This is a genomic window from Parabacteroides timonensis (assembly GCF_900128505.1).
Classification (GTDB): Bacteria; Bacteroidota; Bacteroidia; order Bacteroidales; family Tannerellaceae; genus Parabacteroides; species Parabacteroides timonensis.
On record NZ_LT669940.1, the window covers coordinates 1,409,317 to 1,429,906 of the forward strand.

13 protein-coding genes are annotated in these 20,590 nt (G+C 44.4%); 10 read left to right on the top strand and 3 right to left on the bottom strand.

Annotation, left to right across the window (positions count from 1 at the left end; all coding sequences use genetic code 11):
• Positions 1–6: 6 nt before the first annotated feature.
• Complete coding sequence (locus BQ7394_RS06150) at positions 7–3,084, bottom strand: SusC/RagA family TonB-linked outer membrane protein (RefSeq protein ID WP_075556562.1); 3,078 nt, start codon at positions 3,082–3,084, stop codon at positions 7–9.
• Between the two features lie 408 nt (positions 3,085–3,492).
• Here BQ7394_RS06150 and BQ7394_RS06155 point away from each other — a divergent pair, with 408 nt between their 5' ends.
• The 6 genes from BQ7394_RS06155 (at position 3,493) to BQ7394_RS06180 (ending at position 12,052) form a co-directional block, all read left to right on the top strand.
• On the top strand, positions 3,493–4,464 hold the full coding sequence (locus BQ7394_RS06155; protein WP_075556563.1) for an alpha/beta hydrolase: 972 nt from the start codon (positions 3,493–3,495) through the stop codon (positions 4,462–4,464).
• A 36-nt stretch (positions 4,465–4,500) separates the two neighbouring features.
• The gene (locus BQ7394_RS06160; protein WP_075556564.1) at positions 4,501–6,447 is read left to right on the top strand and encodes an ABC-F family ATP-binding cassette domain-containing protein; all 1,947 of its coding nucleotides are present in this window, start codon (positions 4,501–4,503) and stop codon (positions 6,445–6,447) included.
• Between the two features lie 156 nt (positions 6,448–6,603).
• Positions 6,604–7,770: an N-acetylglucosamine-6-phosphate deacetylase gene (gene nagA, locus BQ7394_RS06165; protein ID WP_075556565.1), complete on the top strand. Its 1,167-nt coding sequence runs from the start codon at positions 6,604–6,606 to the stop codon at positions 7,768–7,770.
• A gap of 34 nt (positions 7,771–7,804) precedes the next feature.
• Positions 7,805–8,971, top strand: coding sequence for an N-acetylglucosamine-6-phosphate deacetylase (gene nagA / locus BQ7394_RS06170; RefSeq protein WP_075556566.1), 1,167 nt, complete (start codon positions 7,805–7,807; stop codon positions 8,969–8,971).
• A gap of 172 nt (positions 8,972–9,143) precedes the next feature.
• Positions 9,144–9,917, top strand: a complete 774-nt coding sequence (locus tag BQ7394_RS06175; RefSeq protein WP_075556567.1) for a hypothetical protein — start codon at positions 9,144–9,146, stop codon at positions 9,915–9,917.
• A gap of 140 nt (positions 9,918–10,057) precedes the next feature.
• Complete coding sequence (locus BQ7394_RS06180) at positions 10,058–12,052, top strand: glucosamine-6-phosphate deaminase (RefSeq protein WP_075556568.1); 1,995 nt, start codon at positions 10,058–10,060, stop codon at positions 12,050–12,052.
• A gap of 55 nt (positions 12,053–12,107) precedes the next feature.
• Here the strand turns inward: BQ7394_RS06180 and BQ7394_RS06185 are convergent, their stop codons facing one another.
• Positions 12,108–12,698, bottom strand: a complete 591-nt coding sequence (locus BQ7394_RS06185; protein ID WP_075556569.1) for a DUF4251 domain-containing protein — start codon at positions 12,696–12,698, stop codon at positions 12,108–12,110.
• 235 nt (positions 12,699–12,933) lie between these two features.
• Between BQ7394_RS06185 and BQ7394_RS06190 the strand changes: the two genes are divergently transcribed.
• Positions 12,934–13,662: a 2-phosphosulfolactate phosphatase gene (locus BQ7394_RS06190; protein ID WP_075556570.1), complete on the top strand. Its 729-nt coding sequence runs from the start codon at positions 12,934–12,936 to the stop codon at positions 13,660–13,662.
• A gap of 25 nt (positions 13,663–13,687) precedes the next feature.
• Positions 13,688–14,713 (top strand): Gfo/Idh/MocA family protein, encoded by a 1,026-nt coding sequence (locus tag BQ7394_RS06195; protein WP_075556571.1) that lies wholly within the window; start codon positions 13,688–13,690, stop codon positions 14,711–14,713.
• A 196-nt stretch (positions 14,714–14,909) separates the two neighbouring features.
• On the opposite strand, the gene BQ7394_RS06200 is transcribed toward BQ7394_RS06195, so the two are convergent.
• On the bottom strand, positions 14,910–16,175 hold the full coding sequence (locus BQ7394_RS06200; RefSeq protein ID WP_075556572.1) for a DUF3843 family protein: 1,266 nt from the start codon (positions 16,173–16,175) through the stop codon (positions 14,910–14,912).
• Positions 16,176–16,406: 231 nt separating this feature from the next.
• Here BQ7394_RS06200 and BQ7394_RS06205 point away from each other — a divergent pair, with 231 nt between their 5' ends.
• Together BQ7394_RS06205 and BQ7394_RS06210 are read left to right on the top strand one after the other, a co-directional pair.
• Positions 16,407–19,202 carry a TonB-dependent receptor gene (locus BQ7394_RS06205; protein WP_075556573.1) on the top strand — a complete coding sequence of 932 codons (2,796 nt, stop codon included), beginning with the start codon at positions 16,407–16,409 and terminating at the stop codon, positions 19,200–19,202.
• A gap of 35 nt (positions 19,203–19,237) precedes the next feature.
• Positions 19,238–20,590, top strand: coding sequence for a hypothetical protein (locus tag BQ7394_RS06210; RefSeq protein ID WP_075556574.1), 1,353 nt, complete (start codon positions 19,238–19,240; stop codon positions 20,588–20,590).

The following is a 20,590-nucleotide window of genomic DNA, read 5'->3' on the forward strand; positions in this document are numbered from 1 at the left end:
TGTTATTTAAAATCCAACTTTAAGACCTAACGAGATCTTTCTTACGTTTGAGTAAAGACCTCCGCGAGAACTGCTTGGTGCAGATTCCGGGTCGAGGCTATCCATGCCTGTAATTGTAAAAAGGTTTTCACCACTGATAAATACTTTTACTCTTGTCAGGTTGATTTTACTCAACAAAGCCTTCGGTAGGTTGTAGCCGAGTGTCAGGTTTTTCAGACGTACATAAGATGCATCTTCCAGCCAGTATGAAGAGAACTGGTAGTTGATCTGGTCAGACATCGTAATACGGGGGTAAGAAGCATTATGGTTGGTCGGAGTCCAACGATCCAGATGGCGTTCCAGCACTTTACCGCCGTTGAAGAATGCATAAGCCGCTTCACCATTCACATAAGCATCCACATCGAATGCACCCTGGAAGAATAACGACAGGTCAAAATCTTTGTAATATAAATTGACACCTAAGCCGGCTGTCCAGCTCGGAAACTCTTTACCGATAACGGTACGGTCGTTAGCCAGGTCGATCTTTCCGTCACCATTCAGGTCTTTGTATTTGATATCACCCAGTTGTTCTGTTCCGGTACGTTTCGGAAGGCTCTTTAATTCCTCTTCTGTATTGAAATAACCGTCGGCTACATATCCGTAGTAAGAACCGATAGGATAACCTTCCAGGTACCAAAAGTTACCTCTTCCGTCACCCGGTTCCTTACCTTCTGTACCTTTTAAGTCTGTCAGTTCATTATGTACATACGCCAGATTGAACATGATATCATATCTGAAATCTTTATTTATCACATTGTTATGGAAGATACTCAGGTCGAAACCTTTATTCTCCACCTTTCCGGCGTTCTGACGTGGTGCGTCCATACCGAAGATACCTTGTACGGGAAGGTACAGCAACATATTGTTGGTAGTCTTCTTGTAAGCAGCCAGTTCGAAACCTAATTTGTTATTCAGGAATGAAGCTTCGATAGCGCCTTCCCAGCTGGTAACGGTAGCCCATTTCAAGTCTTTGTTAGCGAAGCGGCTTTCATATGTCGTAGCATACAGATTATTACCTAATATATATTCCTGATATGCATATGAAGGAACGGTCAGATATACTTCTTCATCTTTAAGTTCTTCGTTACCGGTCTGTCCCCAGCCGAGGCGCAACTTCAGGTTGCTTAACCAGTTGATATCGGCATTCTTCATAAACTCTTCTTCCGTGATTCTCCAACCGGCAGAGAAAGCAGGGAAGGCACCCCAGCGATTGTCGGAAGCAAAACGGGAAGAACCGTCGATACGAACGTTGGCTTCAAACAGATATTTATCGGCAAAGCCGTACTGTGCACGGGCAAAATATGAACGGTGAGCTACTTCGTACCTTTTTTCCTTATTCGTTTGTGTAGAGGCATCTAGTGTACTTAATGATTCCTGCAGCTCATTATTGCCACCACCTTTACGTTCGGCTTCCAGTCTTTTATAAGTATGTTCGATTTGTTCGAAACCTCCCAGTAAACCTAAGTCGTGCTTACCCCAGGTTTCGTTATAGTTAATTAATACCTGTGTCGTGTACCAGTTCCACCAAGTCTGTTTTTCGTAAGCCTCGCGGAGACCTGTTGTTGCTTCATTTTTAAGACCGTAATTTACCTGAGACTTAAATCCTTCTTCACTTCTTTCATCGTTACGAACAGAGAATAAGGCTTTAGCGGTCAGATTCGGTAGGACATTTACCTGCGCATACACAGTTCCGTTTACCTGTTGGTTCATGTCTCTTCTGAAACCGTCGCGTCCTAATAAAGCAACCGGATTATCTTTACCGTGATACAGGAAAGTTCCTTCTTCGTTGCGTATAGCTTCTACGGGAGTGGCACGGTTTGTAAACTGAGTCATACCGGAAACGCGATTCCAGCTATCCATTAAAGTTCCTCTGTAACCGGATAAATTCAACCCTGCAGAGAACCATTTGTTGATTTGTGAGTCGACACTGGTACGTGCATTAAAACGCTTGTAGTTATTGGCGTCGATCAAACCGTTCTGTTGGGTATAGCCGATTGAAGCGTTATAGCTGGTTTTTTCCGAGCCTCCGCTGATTCCCAGGTGATGCATCGTTTCGATGGCATTTTTGTTCATTGTTTCTTTGTACCAGTCTGTATTGGGGTGTCCGTAAGGATCTGATCCGTTACGATACAACTCAATATCTTGATCTGTGAAACGAAGCGGGTTGTTGGGGTTATCGTTCAGGGTTGCTTCGTTATACAGCATTGCATAATCGGCAGAGCCCAGGAACTTCGGGCGCATAGTTGGAGTAGACCAACCGACGCTACCGGAATAGCTAACACTGGCTCTTTCTCCTTTTTTACCTTTCTTGGTCGTGATCAGGATTACACCGTTGGCGGCCTGCACACCATAAATGGCAGCCGAAGAGGCATCTTTCAAAACAGTCAGGCTTTCGATGTCAGACGGATCAATCGTGTTCATACTACCCGGAACACCGTCTACGATAACCAGCGGACTGGCTGCATTTACAGAGTTCTTACCACGAATAGTAATAGAACCTGTCTGTTCACCGGGTTTACCGGAACTTTGAATTGCAGTAACACCAGGCATCTGTCCGGCCAGGGCCGCTGATACGCTCGAAACAGGGCGGGATTCTATGGCTTCTGCTTTAACTGTTGCGACAGACCCCGTCAAGTTAGCTTTTTTCTGGACACCATAACCAACAACAACGACTTCATCGAGAGCCTGTGAGTCTTCTGCTAGTGTGATTTTTCCTTTGGCTGCTTCAGAAGCTTTAATCTCTACGGTTTTAAACCCGATGCTACTGATTACCAGAATGTCATTAGGATTGGCTTCCAGTGTGAATTTTCCGTCAAGATCGGTAACTGTACCGTTTGTTGTTCCTTTGACAACCACATTCGCTCCAATTAGTGGCTCGTTCATTCCACCATCGAAAACGATTCCGCTTATGGCTTTTTTCTGTTGGGTAATAGATACTTCTGCTGTAGTGGCATACAGGGAAGATGTGGTTACTGAAACAGGAAAAGCAAGTGCGATTAAAAGCAAAGAGATTTGATTTTGCTTTAAAATAGACCTGTAATTCATGTGCTTTTTGATTGATAATTAATACTAGTGTTGTTGTTAACATAGTCCTAGCAGAACTCAGGCTTAATCACAACTTGTAATCACCAGTACCTTAGTGTGTTAATTGTGGTTGGTTAAAAAAACAAGAAAATGAATTAACTTTATCGAGTAATTAATAATTAACAGATCGGGCTGTATAGATTGTATTTAGTGATCAATTTTAATATATTTATTCATTGATAATAAAAAATATACTATATTTGCAGTGTCGTTTTTAAATAGTTCTGCTAGAACGATGTTATCCTTGATTTCTTCTCCCTTTAATAAATTCTTCAATTTATTTCTACCCTATAGATTACTTTGGTGAAAATGGATGAATTATCATTTTGTTTTCTTAGATTTGTCGGATATAATATAATTCAATTGTATATGCGACGTGAATTTTACCGAATATTGATATCGTTTTGTTTGTTGTTTTGGGGGGGGGCTATTTCTGCCCAGATGCCCGTCCGGTTAAATGAACGTCCAATTAGCCTGAGTACTTCATCGGGAAAGATCAATGGAAAGATGATAATTCCGGGAACAGCTACTTTTCCGTTAGTTTTGATTATTGCAGGTTCAGGACCAACCGATATGGATGGCAATTCGGCTGTGGCTGGTATGAAGAATAATTCGCTGAAATACCTGGCTGAAGAGTTGGGTAGGAGAGGTATTGGTTCCCTGCGTTTTGATAAACGAGGTATTGCATCCAGCACAGGTGCCGGGAAAGACGAGTATTCCATGCGTTTTGAAGACGGTATAAAAGATGTACGCGAATGGATTGATCTTTTATCCCGCGATCGTCGTCTGAGTGGTATTTATATAGCCGGTCATAGTGAGGGAGCACTTGTTGGAATGCTGGCCAGCCAGGATAATCCGAAGGTGAAAGGATATATTTCGCTGGCAGGAGCGGGACGGCCTATGTCGGATCTGTTGGAAGAACAGATGGCAGGACAGCCTGAAGTGATACGGAAAATGGTGGTATCTATCAACGACTCCCTGAAAGCAGGTAAGCTGGTTCCGAGTGTGCCCCTGGGATTGCAGGCTTTGTTTCGTTCTTCCGTTCAGCCATACCTGATCTCTTGCTATAAATACGATCCGCAGAAAGAGATAAAGAAACTGACTATTCCTGTCCTGTTGTTACAGGGGAAAACAGATATACAGGTCTCTGTAAAAGATGCAGAATTATTAAAACAAGCATTACCTTCTGCCGAAATGCATTTGATAGACGGTATGAACCATGTATTAAAGGATTGTGCTACGACAGACCGTCAGGCTCAGATGGCTGTTTACAACGATCCTGACCTTCCTGTCGATGAGAACTTGCTCTTATTCATTGAAAAGTTTGTGAAGAAGCCCTGAACAATTGTATCTTTGTGCCTGTAAATAGAAATAAATATGATTTCAGTTGAAGGACTAACAGTTGAATTTGGTGGTTTTACGCTTTTTGATGACGTATCGTTTGTAGTAAATAAGAAAGATCGTATCGCACTGGTCGGAAAGAACGGGGCGGGAAAATCTACGATGTTGAAGATCTTTGCTGGTTTGCAATCTCCGACATCCGGTACGGTCAGTGTACCTAAAGAGACAACGATCGGCTATTTACCACAGCAGATGCAGTTGACGGATACACGTACCGTCAGGGAAGAAGCAGAGTTGGCTTTCGGACATATCCGGGAAATGGAAAAGGAGATCGAACGTCTGAACCTGGAACTGGCTGAACGTACTGATTATGAAACGGAATCTTACCAGAAACTGATAGATAAAGTGACACATCTTTCCGAACATTTTCAAATGATGGGAGGAAACAATTATCATGCGGAACTGGAACGTACGTTAATCGGACTAGGATTCAGACGTACTGACTTCGACCGTTCGACATCTGAATTCAGCGGTGGTTGGCGTATGCGTATCGAGTTGGCAAAGTTGTTGCTTCGCCGGCCGGATGTGTTACTGCTCGATGAGCCGACTAACCACCTGGATATTGAATCAATCCAGTGGTTGGAAAACTTTATTGCTACCCGTGCCAATGCGGTGATTCTGGTTTCTCACGACCGTGCTTTTATCGATAATACGACTTTCCGGACGATTGAGATCGAACTGGGCAGTATATATGATTATAAAGTCAAATATTCCGAATACGTGGAGCTCCGTAAGGAACGCCGCGAACAACAACTTCGTGCTTTCGAGAACCAGCAGAAGAAGCTGGCCGATACGGAGGCATTCATCGAACGGTTCCGCTATAAAGCTACCAAGTCTGTACAGGTACAATCACGTATCAAACAGTTGGAAAAGGTAGAGCGCATCGAGGTGGACGAAGTGGATAGTGCTATGTTGAACCTGAAGTTTCCTCCGGCTCCCCGTTCCGGTTCTTATCCGGTAATTATGGAGGATGTGGCAAAGAGTTATGGTGACCATCTTATCTTCCAAAATGTTACTCTAACGATCAATCGTGGCGATAAAGTGGCTTTTGTGGGGAAGAACGGGGAAGGTAAGTCTACTCTTGTCAAATGTATTATGGATCAGATTGATTACGAAGGTAAACTTCAACTGGGACATAATGTGAAGATCGGCTATTTTGCACAAAATCAAGCGCAGTTGCTCGATGATAACCTCACTGTATTCGATACTATCGACTATGTGGCAGAGGGTGATATACGAACAAAAATACGTGATATACTAGGCGCTTTTATGTTTGGTGGCGAGGCCTCCGACAAGAAGGTGAAAGTCTTATCCGGTGGTGAGCGGAGTCGCTTGGCAATGATCCGGTTGTTGCTGGAGCCCGTAAACCTGTTGATTCTCGATGAGCCTACGAACCATTTGGATATGCGTTCGAAAGATGTATTGAAGGATGCTTTGCGTGAGTTCGACGGAACGGTGATCGTTGTTTCTCACGACCGTGAATTTCTGGATGGACTGGTAGATAAGGTTTATGAGTTCGGTAATCAACGTGTGATTGAACATCTGGGTGGTATTTATGAATTCTTGGAAAGGAAAAAGATGGATAGTCTGCGCGAACTGGAGCGTACTGCTCCGTCTGTATCTTCTTCAAGTGAAACGGAAGATCAGCCTACCCAGAATAAATTGTCGTATGAAGCTCGTAAAGAACAAAGTAAGGCGATTAAAAAAGTAGAAAAGTCAGTGGCTGAAGCCGAGAAGAAAATAACTGAACTTGAAACTTCAATAGCAGAAATCGAAGCCAAACTGGCTACACCGGAGGGCGCTTCCGATACCTCTTTATACAGCGATTATTCTTCTTTGAAAAAAGAACTGTCAGATACCATGGATACATGGACAGAACTGACCATAGAGTTAGAAGAATTAAACGAAAAAGCGTCCCGGTAATCCGGAGACGCTTTTTTTGAAAGATATTGATTAGAGAAGGATATCAATTAAATAAAAGTATTTACTTTTGCTCTCTGACTGGCTTTGATCTGTTATATTATGGAATAGAGCTGATTGATAAATAACAAACGCCTAATTTATTATAGACAAAATATTATGTTAACTCAAATTATTAATGGTCGTATCCTGACACCACAGGGCTGGATGAAAGATGGTTCTGTATTGATCAGTGATAATAAGATCCTGGAAGTAACGAACTGTGACCTGGCCATAGTCGGTGCGAATTTAATTGACGCTAAAGGAATGTATATCGTTCCGGGCGGTGTGGAAATCCATGTGCATGGCGGTGGCGGACGTGACTTTATGGAAGGTACGGAAGAGGCATTCCGGGTAGCAGTTGCAACTCACATGCAACATGGTACTACAAGTATTTTCCCCACATTATCTTCTTCGACAATCCCGATGATTCGTGAAGCGGCAGCTACTACGGAAAAATTGATGGCGGAAAAAGATAGTCCTGTTCTGGGGTTACATTTGGAAGGTCATTACTTCAATATGAAAATGGCTGGCGGTCAGCTTCCGGAAAATATCAAGAACCCTGATCCGGAAGAATATATCCCGTTGCTGGAAGAAACCAACTGTATCAAACGCTGGGATGCAGCTCCAGAATTGCCTGGTGCTATGCAGTTTGGTAAATATATTACATCTAAAGGTGTATTGGCATCTGTCGGTCATACACAGGCCGAATACGAAGATATCCAGACTGCTTATGAGGCAGGTTATACTCATGCTACACATTTCTACAATGCAATGCCCGGTTTCCATAAACGTCGTGAATACAAATACGAAGGTACGGTTGAAAGTATCTATCTGATAGATGATATGACGGTCGAGGTTGTAGCCGACGGTATCCATGTTCCTCCAACTATTCTACGTCTGGTATATAAGGTGAAAGGGGTAGAACGTACATGTTTGATCACAGACGCATTGGCTTGTGCTGCCAGTGACAGTCAGGTAGCTTTTGATCCTCGTGTGATCATCGAAGACGGAGTGTGTAAGCTGGCCGACCGTTCTGCTTTAGCAGGTAGTGTCGCTACGATGGACCGCCTGATCCGTACTGTTGTGCAGAAGGCTGAAATACCTCTGGAAGATGCTGTTCGTATGGCTTCTGAAACGCCGGCCCGTATAATGGGGGTTTACGACCGTAAGGGGTCTTTGCAGCGTGGCAAGGATGCGGATATTATGGTCTTGGACAAAGATCTCAATGTAAGAGCTGTCTGGGCTATGGGGAAATTGGTGGAAGGCACTAATAAATTGTTTTAACGGGTAGAACAGGAATAGAAATATAGTAGAATTTATGTTAACACAAATAATAAACGGACAGATACTCACGCCACAGGGATGGCTGAAAGATGGTTCTGTCTTGATCAGCGATGGTAGAATACTGGAAGTGACGAACAGCGACTTGGCTGTGATCGGTGCAACTATAATCGATGCCAAAGGTATGTATATCATTCCTGGTTTCGTGGCAATGAATATACACGGAGGGGGAGGATACGATTTCAAGGAATGTACGGAAGAAGCATTTCATGGAGCGGTAAATGCTCATATGAAGCATGGTGCAACTTGTATTTTCCCAACGTTGGCGCCACTTCCGGTTACTGAAATTCAGAAAGGAGTTGCTTTATGTGAAAGCGTGATGGCTGAGAAAAATAGCCCTGTCCTTGGCTTGCAACTGGAAGGCCCGTACCTGAATCCTAAAATGGCAGGTAGTCTGTTGACGGATGCCTTGAAAAATCCTGACCCTGCCGAATATAAATCTTTACTCGATAGCACCACTTGTATTAAACGATGGGATGCCAGTCCGGAGTTGCCGGGTGCGTTGGATTTTGCCCGTTATGTCCGTTCGAAAGGCCTTTTAGCTGCGGTTTCGCATACAGAAGCAGAATTTGATGATATCAAGGCCGCTTATGAGGCTGGTTTTACGCATGCCGCTCATTTTTATAATGCGATGCCGGGGTTCCATAAGCGTCGTGAATATAAATATGAAGGGACGGTAGAAAGTGTATTCCTGGTTGATAATATGACAGTAGAGGTTATTGCCGACGGACGCCATTTACCGTCGACGATCCTTCGTTTGGTTTATAAACTGAAAGGAGTAGAACATACCTGCCTGACCACCGATGCATTGGCTTATGCTGCTAATGAAGGAAAACCTGTTGACGATCCCCGTATTATCATAGAAGACGGCGTTTGTAAGTTGGCCGACCATTCTTCATTGGTAGGAAGTATTGCCACGATGGATGTTCTGGTTCGTACGATGGCGCAGAAAGCCGGAGTACCTTTGGCTGACGCAGTCCGTATGGCTTCCGAAACGCCTGCCCGCCTGATGGGTGTAGACGATCGTAAGGGTTCTTTGCAACGTGGTAAAGATGCCGATATTGTTATTCTGGACCGCAAGTTGAATGTCCGCTCTGTTTGGTCGATGGGACATTTGGTGGAAGGAACGAATACATTGGCCTGAGAGTAGTTAAAGTATATAGTCTGATATTTTTAGATCAGGCCTTAAGCAATAAAACATAAATTTGAACAGAGTGTATGAATTTTCTGGGAAGATGTTCGTTACACTCTGTTTTATTTTTTCATACCTTTGTTTCATTCGGATTTATCTGTATAACCTGTAATACGACAAAAATATGAAAAAACAGAAAGATATTTTACGAATTCCAACTTTGCTTCTTGGCTTTGTTCTAATTCTTTTAGGTGGGTGTGGTGACAAAGATGATACTCTTAAAACGACCTTCGATCCTTCGTTGCTGATTGGTAAAACATTTATAAGTTCCAAAGTAGAAAGTCTCCGGTATCCTACTGACGATGTGATAACTTTTGTTTTTAATTCAGACGATCTGTTGACAGTCGGTATGAATAAGTGCATTGTCAACCAGCGACCTGAAAGGTATGAGCAATCTGTCAGGTATACAATTAAAGGTGATAGTATTATCGGTCATAATAATGAATTCGACTTGCGTGGTAAGGTTGAAAGCCTGTCGGAAAAAGAGCTTGTCTTCAACGTCACTTTTACTGTAGACATGATCCCTATACAGGTGAAATGTATTGCGAATCATTCTGATATCAATTATTCGGAAGCGATCTTGGGTACTTGGAGGTTAGAAGACGATTTTAAGCTGCGTTTTATCTATACTGCTGATGGGGTTGTTAAAAGGCAGATATTTACTCTTGGGGTTTGGGGAGATGTAGAAGATGGTTTTTGGGGTGATCCTGTTCCAGGGCTTTATTATTTGAATGGTTACCATATAGGACAGAATCTCGGTGAAACTGATAAGCCAGGTTATAATACATATACTTCTGTTTTTATCTCGATCGAAGGTGATTGGATGCACATGAAAGGTTATTGCTGGCAAGGAGGAGAAGGTTCTAAGATCGATACTTACTTTATACGCTTGAAGTAATTTTATTTGTATATGTGCCGGATTTAGTACCAACTAATAGGTAAATAGATATTTTTGATTGCTTCCGTTAATCTTTATTTGCCGAAGAATTGTTATATTTGTAGTTCAAGTAAAAAAGTTGTACTAAATCGTAATTAAACATGAAGACGAACCTTAGTTCTCAAATTACCCTGACGCGTATACCGCTCAGGTATTACCGTCCGGAAAACGCTTACGAGCAATCAGTTTTGACTCGTTTTGAAAAGATTCCGACAAACATCTACGAATCGGCAAATGAAGGTTCTTTCGCGATCGCAAAGGAACTGGCATCACAAATACGCAAGAAGCAGGATGCCGGCGAGCAGTTTGTTCTGGCCTTGTCCGGTGGACGCTCTCCTCAGAGTGTCTTTAAAGAATTAATCCGTTTGCATAAGGAAGAGCAATTGAGCTTCCGTAATGTGATTGTATTTAATGTATATGAGTTCTATCCTTTGAGTGCATCGACGAATAGTAATTTGACTTACCTGAAAGAATCGTTCCTCGATCAAGTGGATATCGATCCGAAAAATATTTATTCGCCGGACGGTTCTATCCCTAAAGATGACATCTTTGAGTTCTGCAGACAATATGAACAACAGATACAGGCTGTAGGCGGTATCGATTATATCCTGTTGGGTGTCGGTCATGCAAGTAATATCGGCTTCAATGGTCCGGGTTCTTCGGTAAATGTAGGTACTCGTTTGGTGCTGTTGGATAACGATGCCCGTAAGGAAGCAGCCAGAACATTCAAGTCTATCGAGAATGTTCCTGCCAGTGTAATCACTATGGGTATTTCTACCATCCTGCGTGCTAAGAATGTTATATTAATGGCTTGGGGTGAAGATAAAGCCCGTATTATTGCTAATACAGTCGAAGGTAAGGTTAGCGAAGCGGTTCCATCTACTTATTTACAGAATCATATGAATGTAAAGGTAGTTATCGACCTGTCTGCTGCTTACGAACTGACAAGAATCAGCCATCCCTGGTTGGTTACTAACTGCGATTGGGATAACAAATTGATCCGTCGTGCTATCGTTTGGTTGTGCCAGTTGACTGGTAAACCGATCCTGAAGCTGACTAATAAAGATTATAGCGAACATGGTCTGGGTGAACTGTTGGCATTATATGGCTCTGCTTATAATGTGAACATCAAGATATTTAATGATATCCAGCACACAATTACCGGTTGGCCCGGTGGTAAGCCGAATGCAGACGATACGAATCGTCCGGAACGTGCTACTCCGTATCCAAAGAAGGTGATCGTGTTCAGTCCGCATCCCGATGACGACGTGATCTCTATGGGTGGTACGTTGCGCCGTTTGTGTGACCAGCACCACGATGTACATGTCGCTTATGAAACATCTGGAAATATTGCCGTAGGCGATGACGAAGTAATCCGCTATTGCGAATACCTGCGTGATGTTTGCGATAAATATTCTCCTAATGATACAGCCGTTAAGGATAAAGCAGAAGAGATCATTAAATACCTGCGTTTCGAAAAGGTAGAAAATGGCGAACCTGAAAAGAAAGACGTTTTGTTTATGAAGGGTACTATCCGTCGTGAAGAAGCTCGTCACGGTTGTCGCTATTCAGGTGTGAAGGATGAAAACGTTCATTTCCTAGATCTGCCATTCTACGAAACAGGTCTTGTTAAGAAGAACGATCTGGGTGAAGCCGATGTAGCTATTGTAAAGAAACTGTTGCAGGAAATTCAACCGGATCAGATGTTTGTTGCCGGTGACTTGGCAGACCCGCACGGAACACATAAGGTTTGTCTGGATGCTGTATTGGCTGCTATCGATGAACTGAAAGACGAAGAATGGCTGAAGCATTGCCGTGTTTGGATGTATCGCGGAGCATGGGCAGAATGGGAAATGGACCACATCGAAATGGCAGTTCCTATCAGTCCGGAAGAATTACGCTTCAAACGTAATGCGATCCTGAAACACCAGTCACAGGCAGAAAGCGCACCGTTCCTGGGTGACGACGAACGTTTGTTCTGGCAACGTGCTGAAGATCGTAACCGTGCTACAGCTGAATTGTACAAAGAATTGGGGCTGGCCTCTTACGAAGCAATCGAAGCATTCGTACAGTATATGATTCCGTTTGAGAAATAAGAATAGTATTCTAAAAATAGAGAAGGTATCCCGAAAAGGATACCTTCTTTTTTAATTAATAGGTTGTACCCTGGAAAATGTTTGATTGAGAGTATGGGATCAAGGTACCGACCATAGTCAAGTCTCTTCCTGAGAAGTTCGGGTCTACTGTAACAGTGGCCCGGTTACTACCGTTCATAAGAACCAGATTGACGGTGGCGGAGATGAAGATACCCTGTACGCTCATGGACAGGTAAACGTTACCGTCTTTATCCTGTTTGCTCTGTATATTAGATGCGCTACCCTGTACGGTAACACCACCTAAACCATTAGGACCTGGATACGGAGAGTTGGAAGCGATCTGAACCATTGCCTGTCCGTCGTTCAAAGAGACGAAGTTTGTGTTAGAGTTCACATAGTAAACCATTCCGTTCATTGGTTGTACGGAGTTAGCTTCCAATACAAAAGACTGGTCAGTTATAGCTTGCAGGGCTGTGTTGAATTCCTGTTCGTCCATGACGGCATCTCTTGCTTCTCTAGCTTCTTTTTTTTCTTTTCTTTCTAACTTTTTCTCTGCTTTTTCAGCGGCTTTACTCTGAGCCTGTACATGTGTCATTCCCCCCATAATTAGAGTGAAAACGACGATAAAAGATACAATTCTTTTCATACGAATTTAGTTTAAAACGTTTTCAAAATGTAATAAAAAAACAAGCAAAGGGTGAAAAGGTTTCTGGCAAATAGGAGAATACAGATACTATAACATTCTAATATAGTTATTTGGTTAATCCTCGTATTTATTAAAGAAACTTTTATATTATAGCAGGTTAGGCGGCTTGTCGGCTAGGTATTCAGCAAATTATCCAGTACTTTTGTAGGAATGTTGAAGATAAAAACGAGAAGATATGAAGATAGATGTTTGTTTCTCGCCGGCCTTGTACCCGGTATATCATAATCCGGAGGCGATTGTCGTAGTAGTGGATGTGTTTCGTGCAACGACGACGATGGCGGCAGCTTTTAAGAATGGAGTACGCAGTATCCGCCCGGTGGCAACCGTGGAAGAGGCGAAGGAATATAAGGAAAAAGGCTGGCTGGTAGGAGCTGAGCGTAATGTGAAACGTTGTGATTTTGCGGACTTCGGTAACTCACCGTTCGACTATACTCCGGAGATGGTTTCAGGCAAAGATATCATCTTTACAACAACGAATGGAACGCGGGCTATCACGATCGCCAAATCGGCATACCGTGTTGTAACGGGTGCTTTTGTTAATCTGCAGGCGGTGGCCAACTATTGCTTGTTCCATAGGCGTGATGTTGTGGTTTTGTGTTCAGGTTGGCAGGATAAGGTGAATATAGAAGATACTTTGTTCGGTGGTGCTTTAGTAGATGCCCTTACTTTTACAGGTAAATACGAACCGGCTTCTGATGCCGCAATCATTGCCCGCGATATGTGGATGAATAATAAAGAGGACCTGATCGCTTATCTTGATCCGACCGACCATATGGCTCGCCTGAAAGCAAACGATCTGGCAGATTCAGTACCTTACTGCCTGACGCCGGATAGTGCAATTGTTGTGCCGGAATTGGTGATAGAAGGGGATACCTTGGTTTTGAGAAGAGTGGTTACGAATTAAATAAATAGAGGAAAAACAGAAAGGAATGGCTACGATAAATAAAATACGTTTCGGAGTAGTCGGAACGAACTTTATAACAGACTGGGTGATTGCCGGTGCACGGGAGGATGAGCGTTTTGAATTGGTGGCAGTCTATTCGCGTACCCAGGAAACGGCGGATGCTTTTGCAACCAAACATCAGATACCTTATACATTTACATCTTTGGAGGAAATGGCACAGAGTCCATTGATCGATGCGGTATATATTGCATCACCCAATTTCCTTCATGCTTCACAGAGTATCCTGTGCATGAAACATGGCAAACATGTATTGTGTGAGAAGCCTTTCGCCTCCAATGCGAGAGAGGTGAAGGAGATGATTGCCGTTTCCCGGGAGTACAACGTGACGCTGATGGAGGCAATGAAGCCCACGCTAACCCCAAACTTTCGAGCCGTTCGTGAGAATATACATAAGCTGGGGACGATACGCCGTTATTTCTCCTGTTATTGCCAGTATTCATCACGTTATGATAAGTTCAGGGAAGGTATAGTATTGAATGCTTTTAAGCCGGAGTTATCGAACGGTGCGATGATGGATATTGGTATTTATACGTTGTACCCGATGGTCGTACTGTTCGGTCGCCCGCAAAAGGTGGAAGCGACAGGTGTGGTCCTTTCTTCGAGGGCAGACGGGCAAGGGGCAGTTAATTTCGTGTATGAAGGGATGAATGCAACTATCCTTTATTCAAAGATTGCTAATTCCTATCTGCCTACGGAGATACAGGGTGAGGAAGGAAATATCAATCTGGATCGTATAAATATAATAGGAAAGGTTACTTATACTCCCCGCATCCCGGCGGGTGCAGGAAAGACAGCTGTTTCTGAACCGATAGATATAAGTGCGGTGACAGATAAAAATGAATATTATTATGAGGTGGCAGAGTTTATGGATCTTATACAGACCGGAAAACGCGAGTCGTCTATTAATAGCCATGATAACTCATTGATTACCCTGGAGATTATTGACGAGATACGGAGGCAGTTGGGGATTGTTTATCCGGCTGATAAGTAGTGGAGGGGGATTCACTATTTATCAGTTTAGATTGTTTCAGTTCTTGTCAGATGTGAACCAGTATGACCGTCCTTGTAGGGGCAGGTTCCAAACCTGCCCGTTGTGACAATGATTACATCCTGTCGATATTGGGCGGGTTTAGAACCCGCCCCTACGAGGTCTGTTATTTAGGTTCAATATTTTCTAATAATTATTCTTACACCTCTCTCAAAAAATACTTCGCCAGGAACTCCCAGTTCTCATGAATGATCGCTTTCCCGCGTTCCGGGCTATGCAAGCTTTTGGTCTGTGCATCGGCTAGCATACCTCGTTCTTCGAGTGCTTTCAACAGATCCATGCTACAATGTTTGACGATGAAGAAGCCGAGGCCTTGTTCAGAAGCTTTCTTTTCGTCGTAGAAGGGATTCGCTTCGTCTTTGATGAATTCGATACCGTCTACTAAAAGCTGCAATCCCTCTTTGGGGGAAGCATATACGGCAAATTTGTCGAATTCGATGCAATCGGCCAACGGGGTATATTCGCTTTCTTCCAGTTTCAACTGTTCGGAGGCGAAGTCGATAAATTCCTGTTTGCTCTTCATGTAAAAGAGCAGTTTGTCGTTTGCGATCTCTGCGAATTTCTTATAGATATTTTTGTTGCTTTCTTCCCGTTCCTGAATAGCTGGGTCGACAAAACTTTCTGCACTTTCCGCACTTTCAACGAAGAAAGCATGATTCGGGTGTGTTTCCGGCAGGATCAGCGACAACCATTTCGGTGACGTGTAGGCCAGGAAAGCACTCCGGTCGATATATGACATTGAGTTATGGATGGCCATAAGCGCTTCGGAATTGCTTCTGTTTTCCGGGCTCTGGCTCCAGTATTCCTTAAGCGTCTCACTCAAATTGAACTTTGCGTCGACGGACAGGTAACTGTCGTAATGGAACCAGTGCAATAGCGGAACGTATTGCTCCGGTGTTTCATAGGATGTTTCCGGTGCGAAGAGCATCTGCATCTTGGTATTTTCGGGAGCGGTAGTCCATTCCTGGCAAAACAGTTGGTAGATGAGGCGTGCCGTCTCTTCGGTGGTAGGGTTATCCGGGTTGACAAAGGTGCCCTTTTTTACACCGTGATACTGTTGGAGATAATGCCAGAGGAGGAAACGAACGTCCTCGAAGTTGGCTTCATCGTCGTAATAATGGTCGCTGACAGTATAGAAAGGGACATAGTTGTCTGTTAGTTCCTTATACTGTGTGATAAACGCTCGCCAGATATTCAGGCCGGAGATAACATCTTCGAAGTAAGCAGCCATACGCATACTTACCTGTATCGCATCTTCCTTTTCAAAGGAGTTTACCAGGTCGGTATGTTCCAGTATTTCGTGTATCTGGTTGGCGATACGTGTATAATAAAGGTCGGTAGGACCGGATTGTTTATAGGGATGCAATTGCAGCCAGTCTTTCGGATAGATTTTAGTGTTCTTCATATAATAACATTTATGTCTTGTTTTAATAAAGGCACAAATGTAGTAAAAATTCGATAGCGATATGCGTCTGTGTGTTTCTACTGAAAGATATTTTAAGAGGGGATTAGTCTGTCTTTCGTATGTTGTCAACGAATTGTAATAACCGTTGTCGCATTGTCACATATTTTAAATTTACCTGAAACATCGCACCTCTACTTTTGCGGCAAATATAATGTAACAACAAGTAAAAGAATGAGAAATAAGCGTGAAAAGAGAGGACTGTTGATGCTGGTCCTTCTGCTGTTCGGAAGTTTTCTTGCGCTGACGGCCCAGGCACAGACGGGTGTTATCTGCGGAACCGTGACAGATATTAAATTTAAAGAACCGCTGATCGGTGCCACTGTCTCTATCGAAGGAACGACAATCGGAGCCATAACGGATATAGACGGGAATTTCCGTATTGAAAAAGTACAGCCTGGCAAGTATACACTGGTTGCATCTTACGTATCTTATAAAACGCAAAATATAAAAGATGTGGCGGTAGTAGCCCATCAGGAAGCAGTCGTACGCATCGAACTGTCGGATGCCGACCTCCAATTGCAAAATGTCGTGGTAGTAGCCCAGAGGAAACTAGGAACGGAGACTGCCGTATTGAACACAGTCCGCAAAAGCCTCCCCGTTGTAAGCGGTATATCCGCCCAGCAGATCAGTAAGACGCAGGACAGCGATGCAGCCGAGGTACTTCGCCGTATTCCCGGTATCACGATTGTGGACGACCGTTTCATAGTAGTCCGCGGCCTGGCACAGCGTTATAATAATGTATGGCTGAACAATGCCACCACACCGTCGAGCGAGACGGATAGCCGTGCTTTTTCCTTCGATGTATTGCCTTCGTCGCTGATCGATAATATGATGGTCTATAAAAGTCCGTCGGCTGAACTGCCTGCCGATTTCTCAGGTGGTTTCGTACGCCTGATGACGAAGAATGTACCGGAGGGGAATACTTTCAATATCTCTTATCAACTGGGCTTTAATACGAATGCAACTTTCCGTGACTTCCAGTTGACGAAAGGGCATGCGATCGACTATCTGGGTTTCGGTGCCGGTAAACGTGCACTGCCTTCCGGTACACCTGCCCACCTGAACGATGTAAGCACTTCGGATGCCGCCGCCTTTACCCGCCGGGTGAATACGGGGTGGGACATCAGTCATTTCACCGCACTGCCGGAACAGAAGCTGACCTTTACCATGAACCGTCTGTTCAATATCGGCGATTGGAAGATCGGAAATATTACCAATGTGAATTATAGTACGGGATACGATTATTACGAACTGAAGAATAACAACTACCTGTCGTATGATATGACGAACGACCAGTCGTCTTACCGTTATAAATACGACGATGTGCAATATAAGAATACGACCAAGCTGGGCGCTTTGTTCAATTGGTCTTTCCTGAAAGGGAACACGAAATATGAGTTCCGCAACTTCTTCAACCAGCGCGGTTCGTCTTCCCTGACGCAACGCCAGGGTACGGATTATTATTCGGAAGAAAATATCCGTAAATGGGAATCGCTCTACACCGGACGTACTACCTATGCCGGTCAGCTGGCCGGTGAGCACCGCTGGAATGACGACGTCGACAAGGTGGACTGGACGGTCGGTTATGCATACGCTGCTTACAACGAACCCGACCGCAAAGTGGTGAAGTCGATGGAGCGCAAACAGGACGGCGAACTGAAGTATTACGTATCCGACCCCACCCGCTATTATCAGGATCTGAAGGATAACAGCTTTTCCCTGGCAACCAACTACGAGCACATCTTTACCGTGTCCGATCTGTTCAAACCGACCTTGAATGCCGGTGTATACGGTGAATACAAGAAACGCAATTTCGATGCCCGCCGTTTCGTCTACAACCTGTTGGGTAACGGATACAACCGCTTTGCCGAATGGGATTACAGTTCGATCTTCTCGGACGAGAATATCTCTGCCGACCGTATTTATCTGAAAGAGAGTACGAACAAAAGCGACTCTTATACTTCCGATAATCTGTTGGGAGCGGGGTATGTGTCTGCGAAGCTGAATTATGGGGAGAAGTTGAATGCAAATGTCGGCGTCCGTATGGAGTACTACCAGTTGAAGCTGGACGGCTACGAGTCGGATGGAATTAAACCGGTGCACCTCGACCAGAGTTCGACCGAGTTCTTCCCTTCCCTGAATGTGGCTTACAGCCTGACGGACAAGCAGCAGGTGAGGGTGGCGTATGGCCGCTCGGTGAACCGTCCCGAGTTCCGTGAGGTCGTCCCCTATGTGTATTACGACTTTGCTCTCGATGCCAATATCACCGGAAATGTAGATTTGAAGAATGCGTATACCAATAGCGTAGATCTGCGTTACGAGCTGTATCCTTCCCCGGGCGAGACGGTGACGATAGGCGGTTTCTATAAATACTTTGCCGATCCGATCGAGCAGACCTACCGTGAGGCGGGTTCGGGTTTGCAGTATACCTATCACAATGCCGATCATGCCAAAGCGTTCGGAGTGGAAGTGGATATTAAGAAGCACCTGGACTTTATCGGGCTGAAAGACCTGAGTTTCGTCTTCAACGGTGCTTATATCCATAGTAAGGTCTATTTCCCTGAAGGTTCTTTCGAACGCGACCGGGCCATGCAGGGACAATCGCCTTACCTGATCAACACAGGGCTTTTCTATCAGAATGATGCGAAAGGGCTGTCGGCCTCGGTTCTTTACAACCGGATCGGCAAGCGTATCGAGACGGTGGGTGTACCGGCGCAGAATCCGAACGACGATATCCCCGATATCTATGAGATGCCCCGCAACTCGCTGGACCTGAGTTTCTCGAAGAAGCTGGGTAACTATGTGGAACTGAAAGCCGGTGTCAAAGACCTGTTGAACTCGAAGATCGAGTATAAACAATTCCTGGAGCTGACAGATGCAGCCGGAGCGAAACGCGAAGTGGAACAGTTGGTCCGCAGCTACCGCCCGGGCGTGACGGTCAACGTGGGAGTATCCGTTAAGTTTTAATTGAAATCACTTATACAAACTAAATTAGTTTTATTATGAACAAGTTTTTATTGAAAGGTGTGGCTGCCATGTTGTGTATGGCCACGATGTTTGGAAACGTAGCTTGTAGCGACGACGATCCTGTACAAGGAGGTGAAACTCCGGAAGAAAGCAAAGACGTTGTACTGGAAAACGAAATTACTTCGGATATGACTTTGAAAGCAACAGATAACAATCTGCTGAAAGGTTTTGTATACGTAACAAAAGGGGTGACATTGACGATCGAACCGGGTACCGTTATCAAAGGGGAAAAGGCGACTAAAGGTTCTTTGATCGTTGAGCCGGGTGGTAAGATCATTGCTGAAGGTACAGCTGAGAAACCGATCGTCTTTACTTCCGACCAGGCTGCCGGCTCGCGTGCTTATGGTGACTGGGGTGGTTTGATCCTGTGTGGCAACGCTCCTGTGAATGCCAATGAACCGCAGATCGAAGGTGGCCCGCGTACCGTGTACGGAGGGGATGATCCAGCCGACAATTCAGGTACTCTGAAGTATGTACGTATCGAGTTTGCCGGCTATCCGCTGGAACCGAACAAGGAGATTAACGGTCTGACTTGCGGTGGTGTAGGTAGTGGAACTACCCTTGAATATATCCAGGTTTCTTTCTGTGGTGACGACTCTTACGAATGGTTCGGCGGTACAGTGAATGCCAAACACCTGATTGCTTACAAAGGTTGGGATGATGAGTTCGATACGGATTATGGCTTCCAGGGCAAACTGCAGTATCTGTTGGGTGTTCGTGATCCGAAACATGCCGATACTTCTAAATCGAATGGTTTCGAATCTGATAATGACGCGAATGGTTCGGGCAATGAACCGCTGACCAAACCGATCTTCTCGAATGTGACATTGATCGGCCCGTTCTATGGTGAGTCTGTCGGCAAGGCGGAAAGCGAAATTCTTTATACAACGGATGATGCTGCTAATGGTGCGAAGGGCGGACAGTTCCAGGCTGCTATGCATATCCGTCGTAACTCTTCTTTGAATGTGTATAATTCTGTGTTTACGGGCTGGCCTTATGGTCTGTATCTGCAGGCAGCGAATGCCGGTGCTACGGTGAAGAATGTGATCTTCGCCGGTATGTGGGAAAACTTTAAGGATGATGCCAGCAAGAGCTATTTCGAAACAGAGGGTTTGAACAATCAGGTATATGCTTCCAGCAACGACCTGATCGCTACAAATGCTGATTATTCTTCAGTGGTAGTCGACAAGATCGGTGGTGCGGATTTCTCCGATTCTGTTTTCTCCGACAGCTTCTTCGATAAGGTCACTTACAAGGGGGCTTTCGACGGAACAAACGATTGGACTGCTGGTTGGGCTAACTGGGATCCGCAGAACACGGCTTATTAA

What these genes read in the sequence shown, in the direction of transcription:
- BQ7394_RS06150 (WP_075556562.1), bottom strand. Translation starts at nt 3,084, where the DNA reads ATGAATTACAGGTCTATTTTAAAGCAAAATCAAATCTCTTTGCTTTTA.
- BQ7394_RS06155 (WP_075556563.1), top strand. Translation starts at nt 3,493, where the DNA reads ATGCGACGTGAATTTTACCGAATATTGATATCGTTTTGTTTGTTGTTT.
- BQ7394_RS06160 (WP_075556564.1), top strand. Translation starts at nt 4,501, where the DNA reads ATGATTTCAGTTGAAGGACTAACAGTTGAATTTGGTGGTTTTACGCTT.
- nagA (WP_075556565.1), top strand. Translation starts at nt 6,604, where the DNA reads ATGTTAACTCAAATTATTAATGGTCGTATCCTGACACCACAGGGCTGG.
- nagA (WP_075556566.1), top strand. Translation starts at nt 7,805, where the DNA reads ATGTTAACACAAATAATAAACGGACAGATACTCACGCCACAGGGATGG.
- BQ7394_RS06175 (WP_075556567.1), top strand. Translation starts at nt 9,144, where the DNA reads ATGAAAAAACAGAAAGATATTTTACGAATTCCAACTTTGCTTCTTGGC.
- BQ7394_RS06180 (WP_075556568.1), top strand. Translation starts at nt 10,058, where the DNA reads ATGAAGACGAACCTTAGTTCTCAAATTACCCTGACGCGTATACCGCTC.
- BQ7394_RS06185 (WP_075556569.1), bottom strand. Translation starts at nt 12,698, where the DNA reads ATGAAAAGAATTGTATCTTTTATCGTCGTTTTCACTCTAATTATGGGG.
- BQ7394_RS06190 (WP_075556570.1), top strand. Translation starts at nt 12,934, where the DNA reads ATGAAGATAGATGTTTGTTTCTCGCCGGCCTTGTACCCGGTATATCAT.
- BQ7394_RS06195 (WP_075556571.1), top strand. Translation starts at nt 13,688, where the DNA reads ATGGCTACGATAAATAAAATACGTTTCGGAGTAGTCGGAACGAACTTT.
- BQ7394_RS06200 (WP_075556572.1), bottom strand. Translation starts at nt 16,175, where the DNA reads ATGAAGAACACTAAAATCTATCCGAAAGACTGGCTGCAATTGCATCCC.
- BQ7394_RS06205 (WP_075556573.1), top strand. Translation starts at nt 16,407, where the DNA reads ATGAGAAATAAGCGTGAAAAGAGAGGACTGTTGATGCTGGTCCTTCTG.
- BQ7394_RS06210 (WP_075556574.1), top strand. Translation starts at nt 19,238, where the DNA reads ATGAACAAGTTTTTATTGAAAGGTGTGGCTGCCATGTTGTGTATGGCC.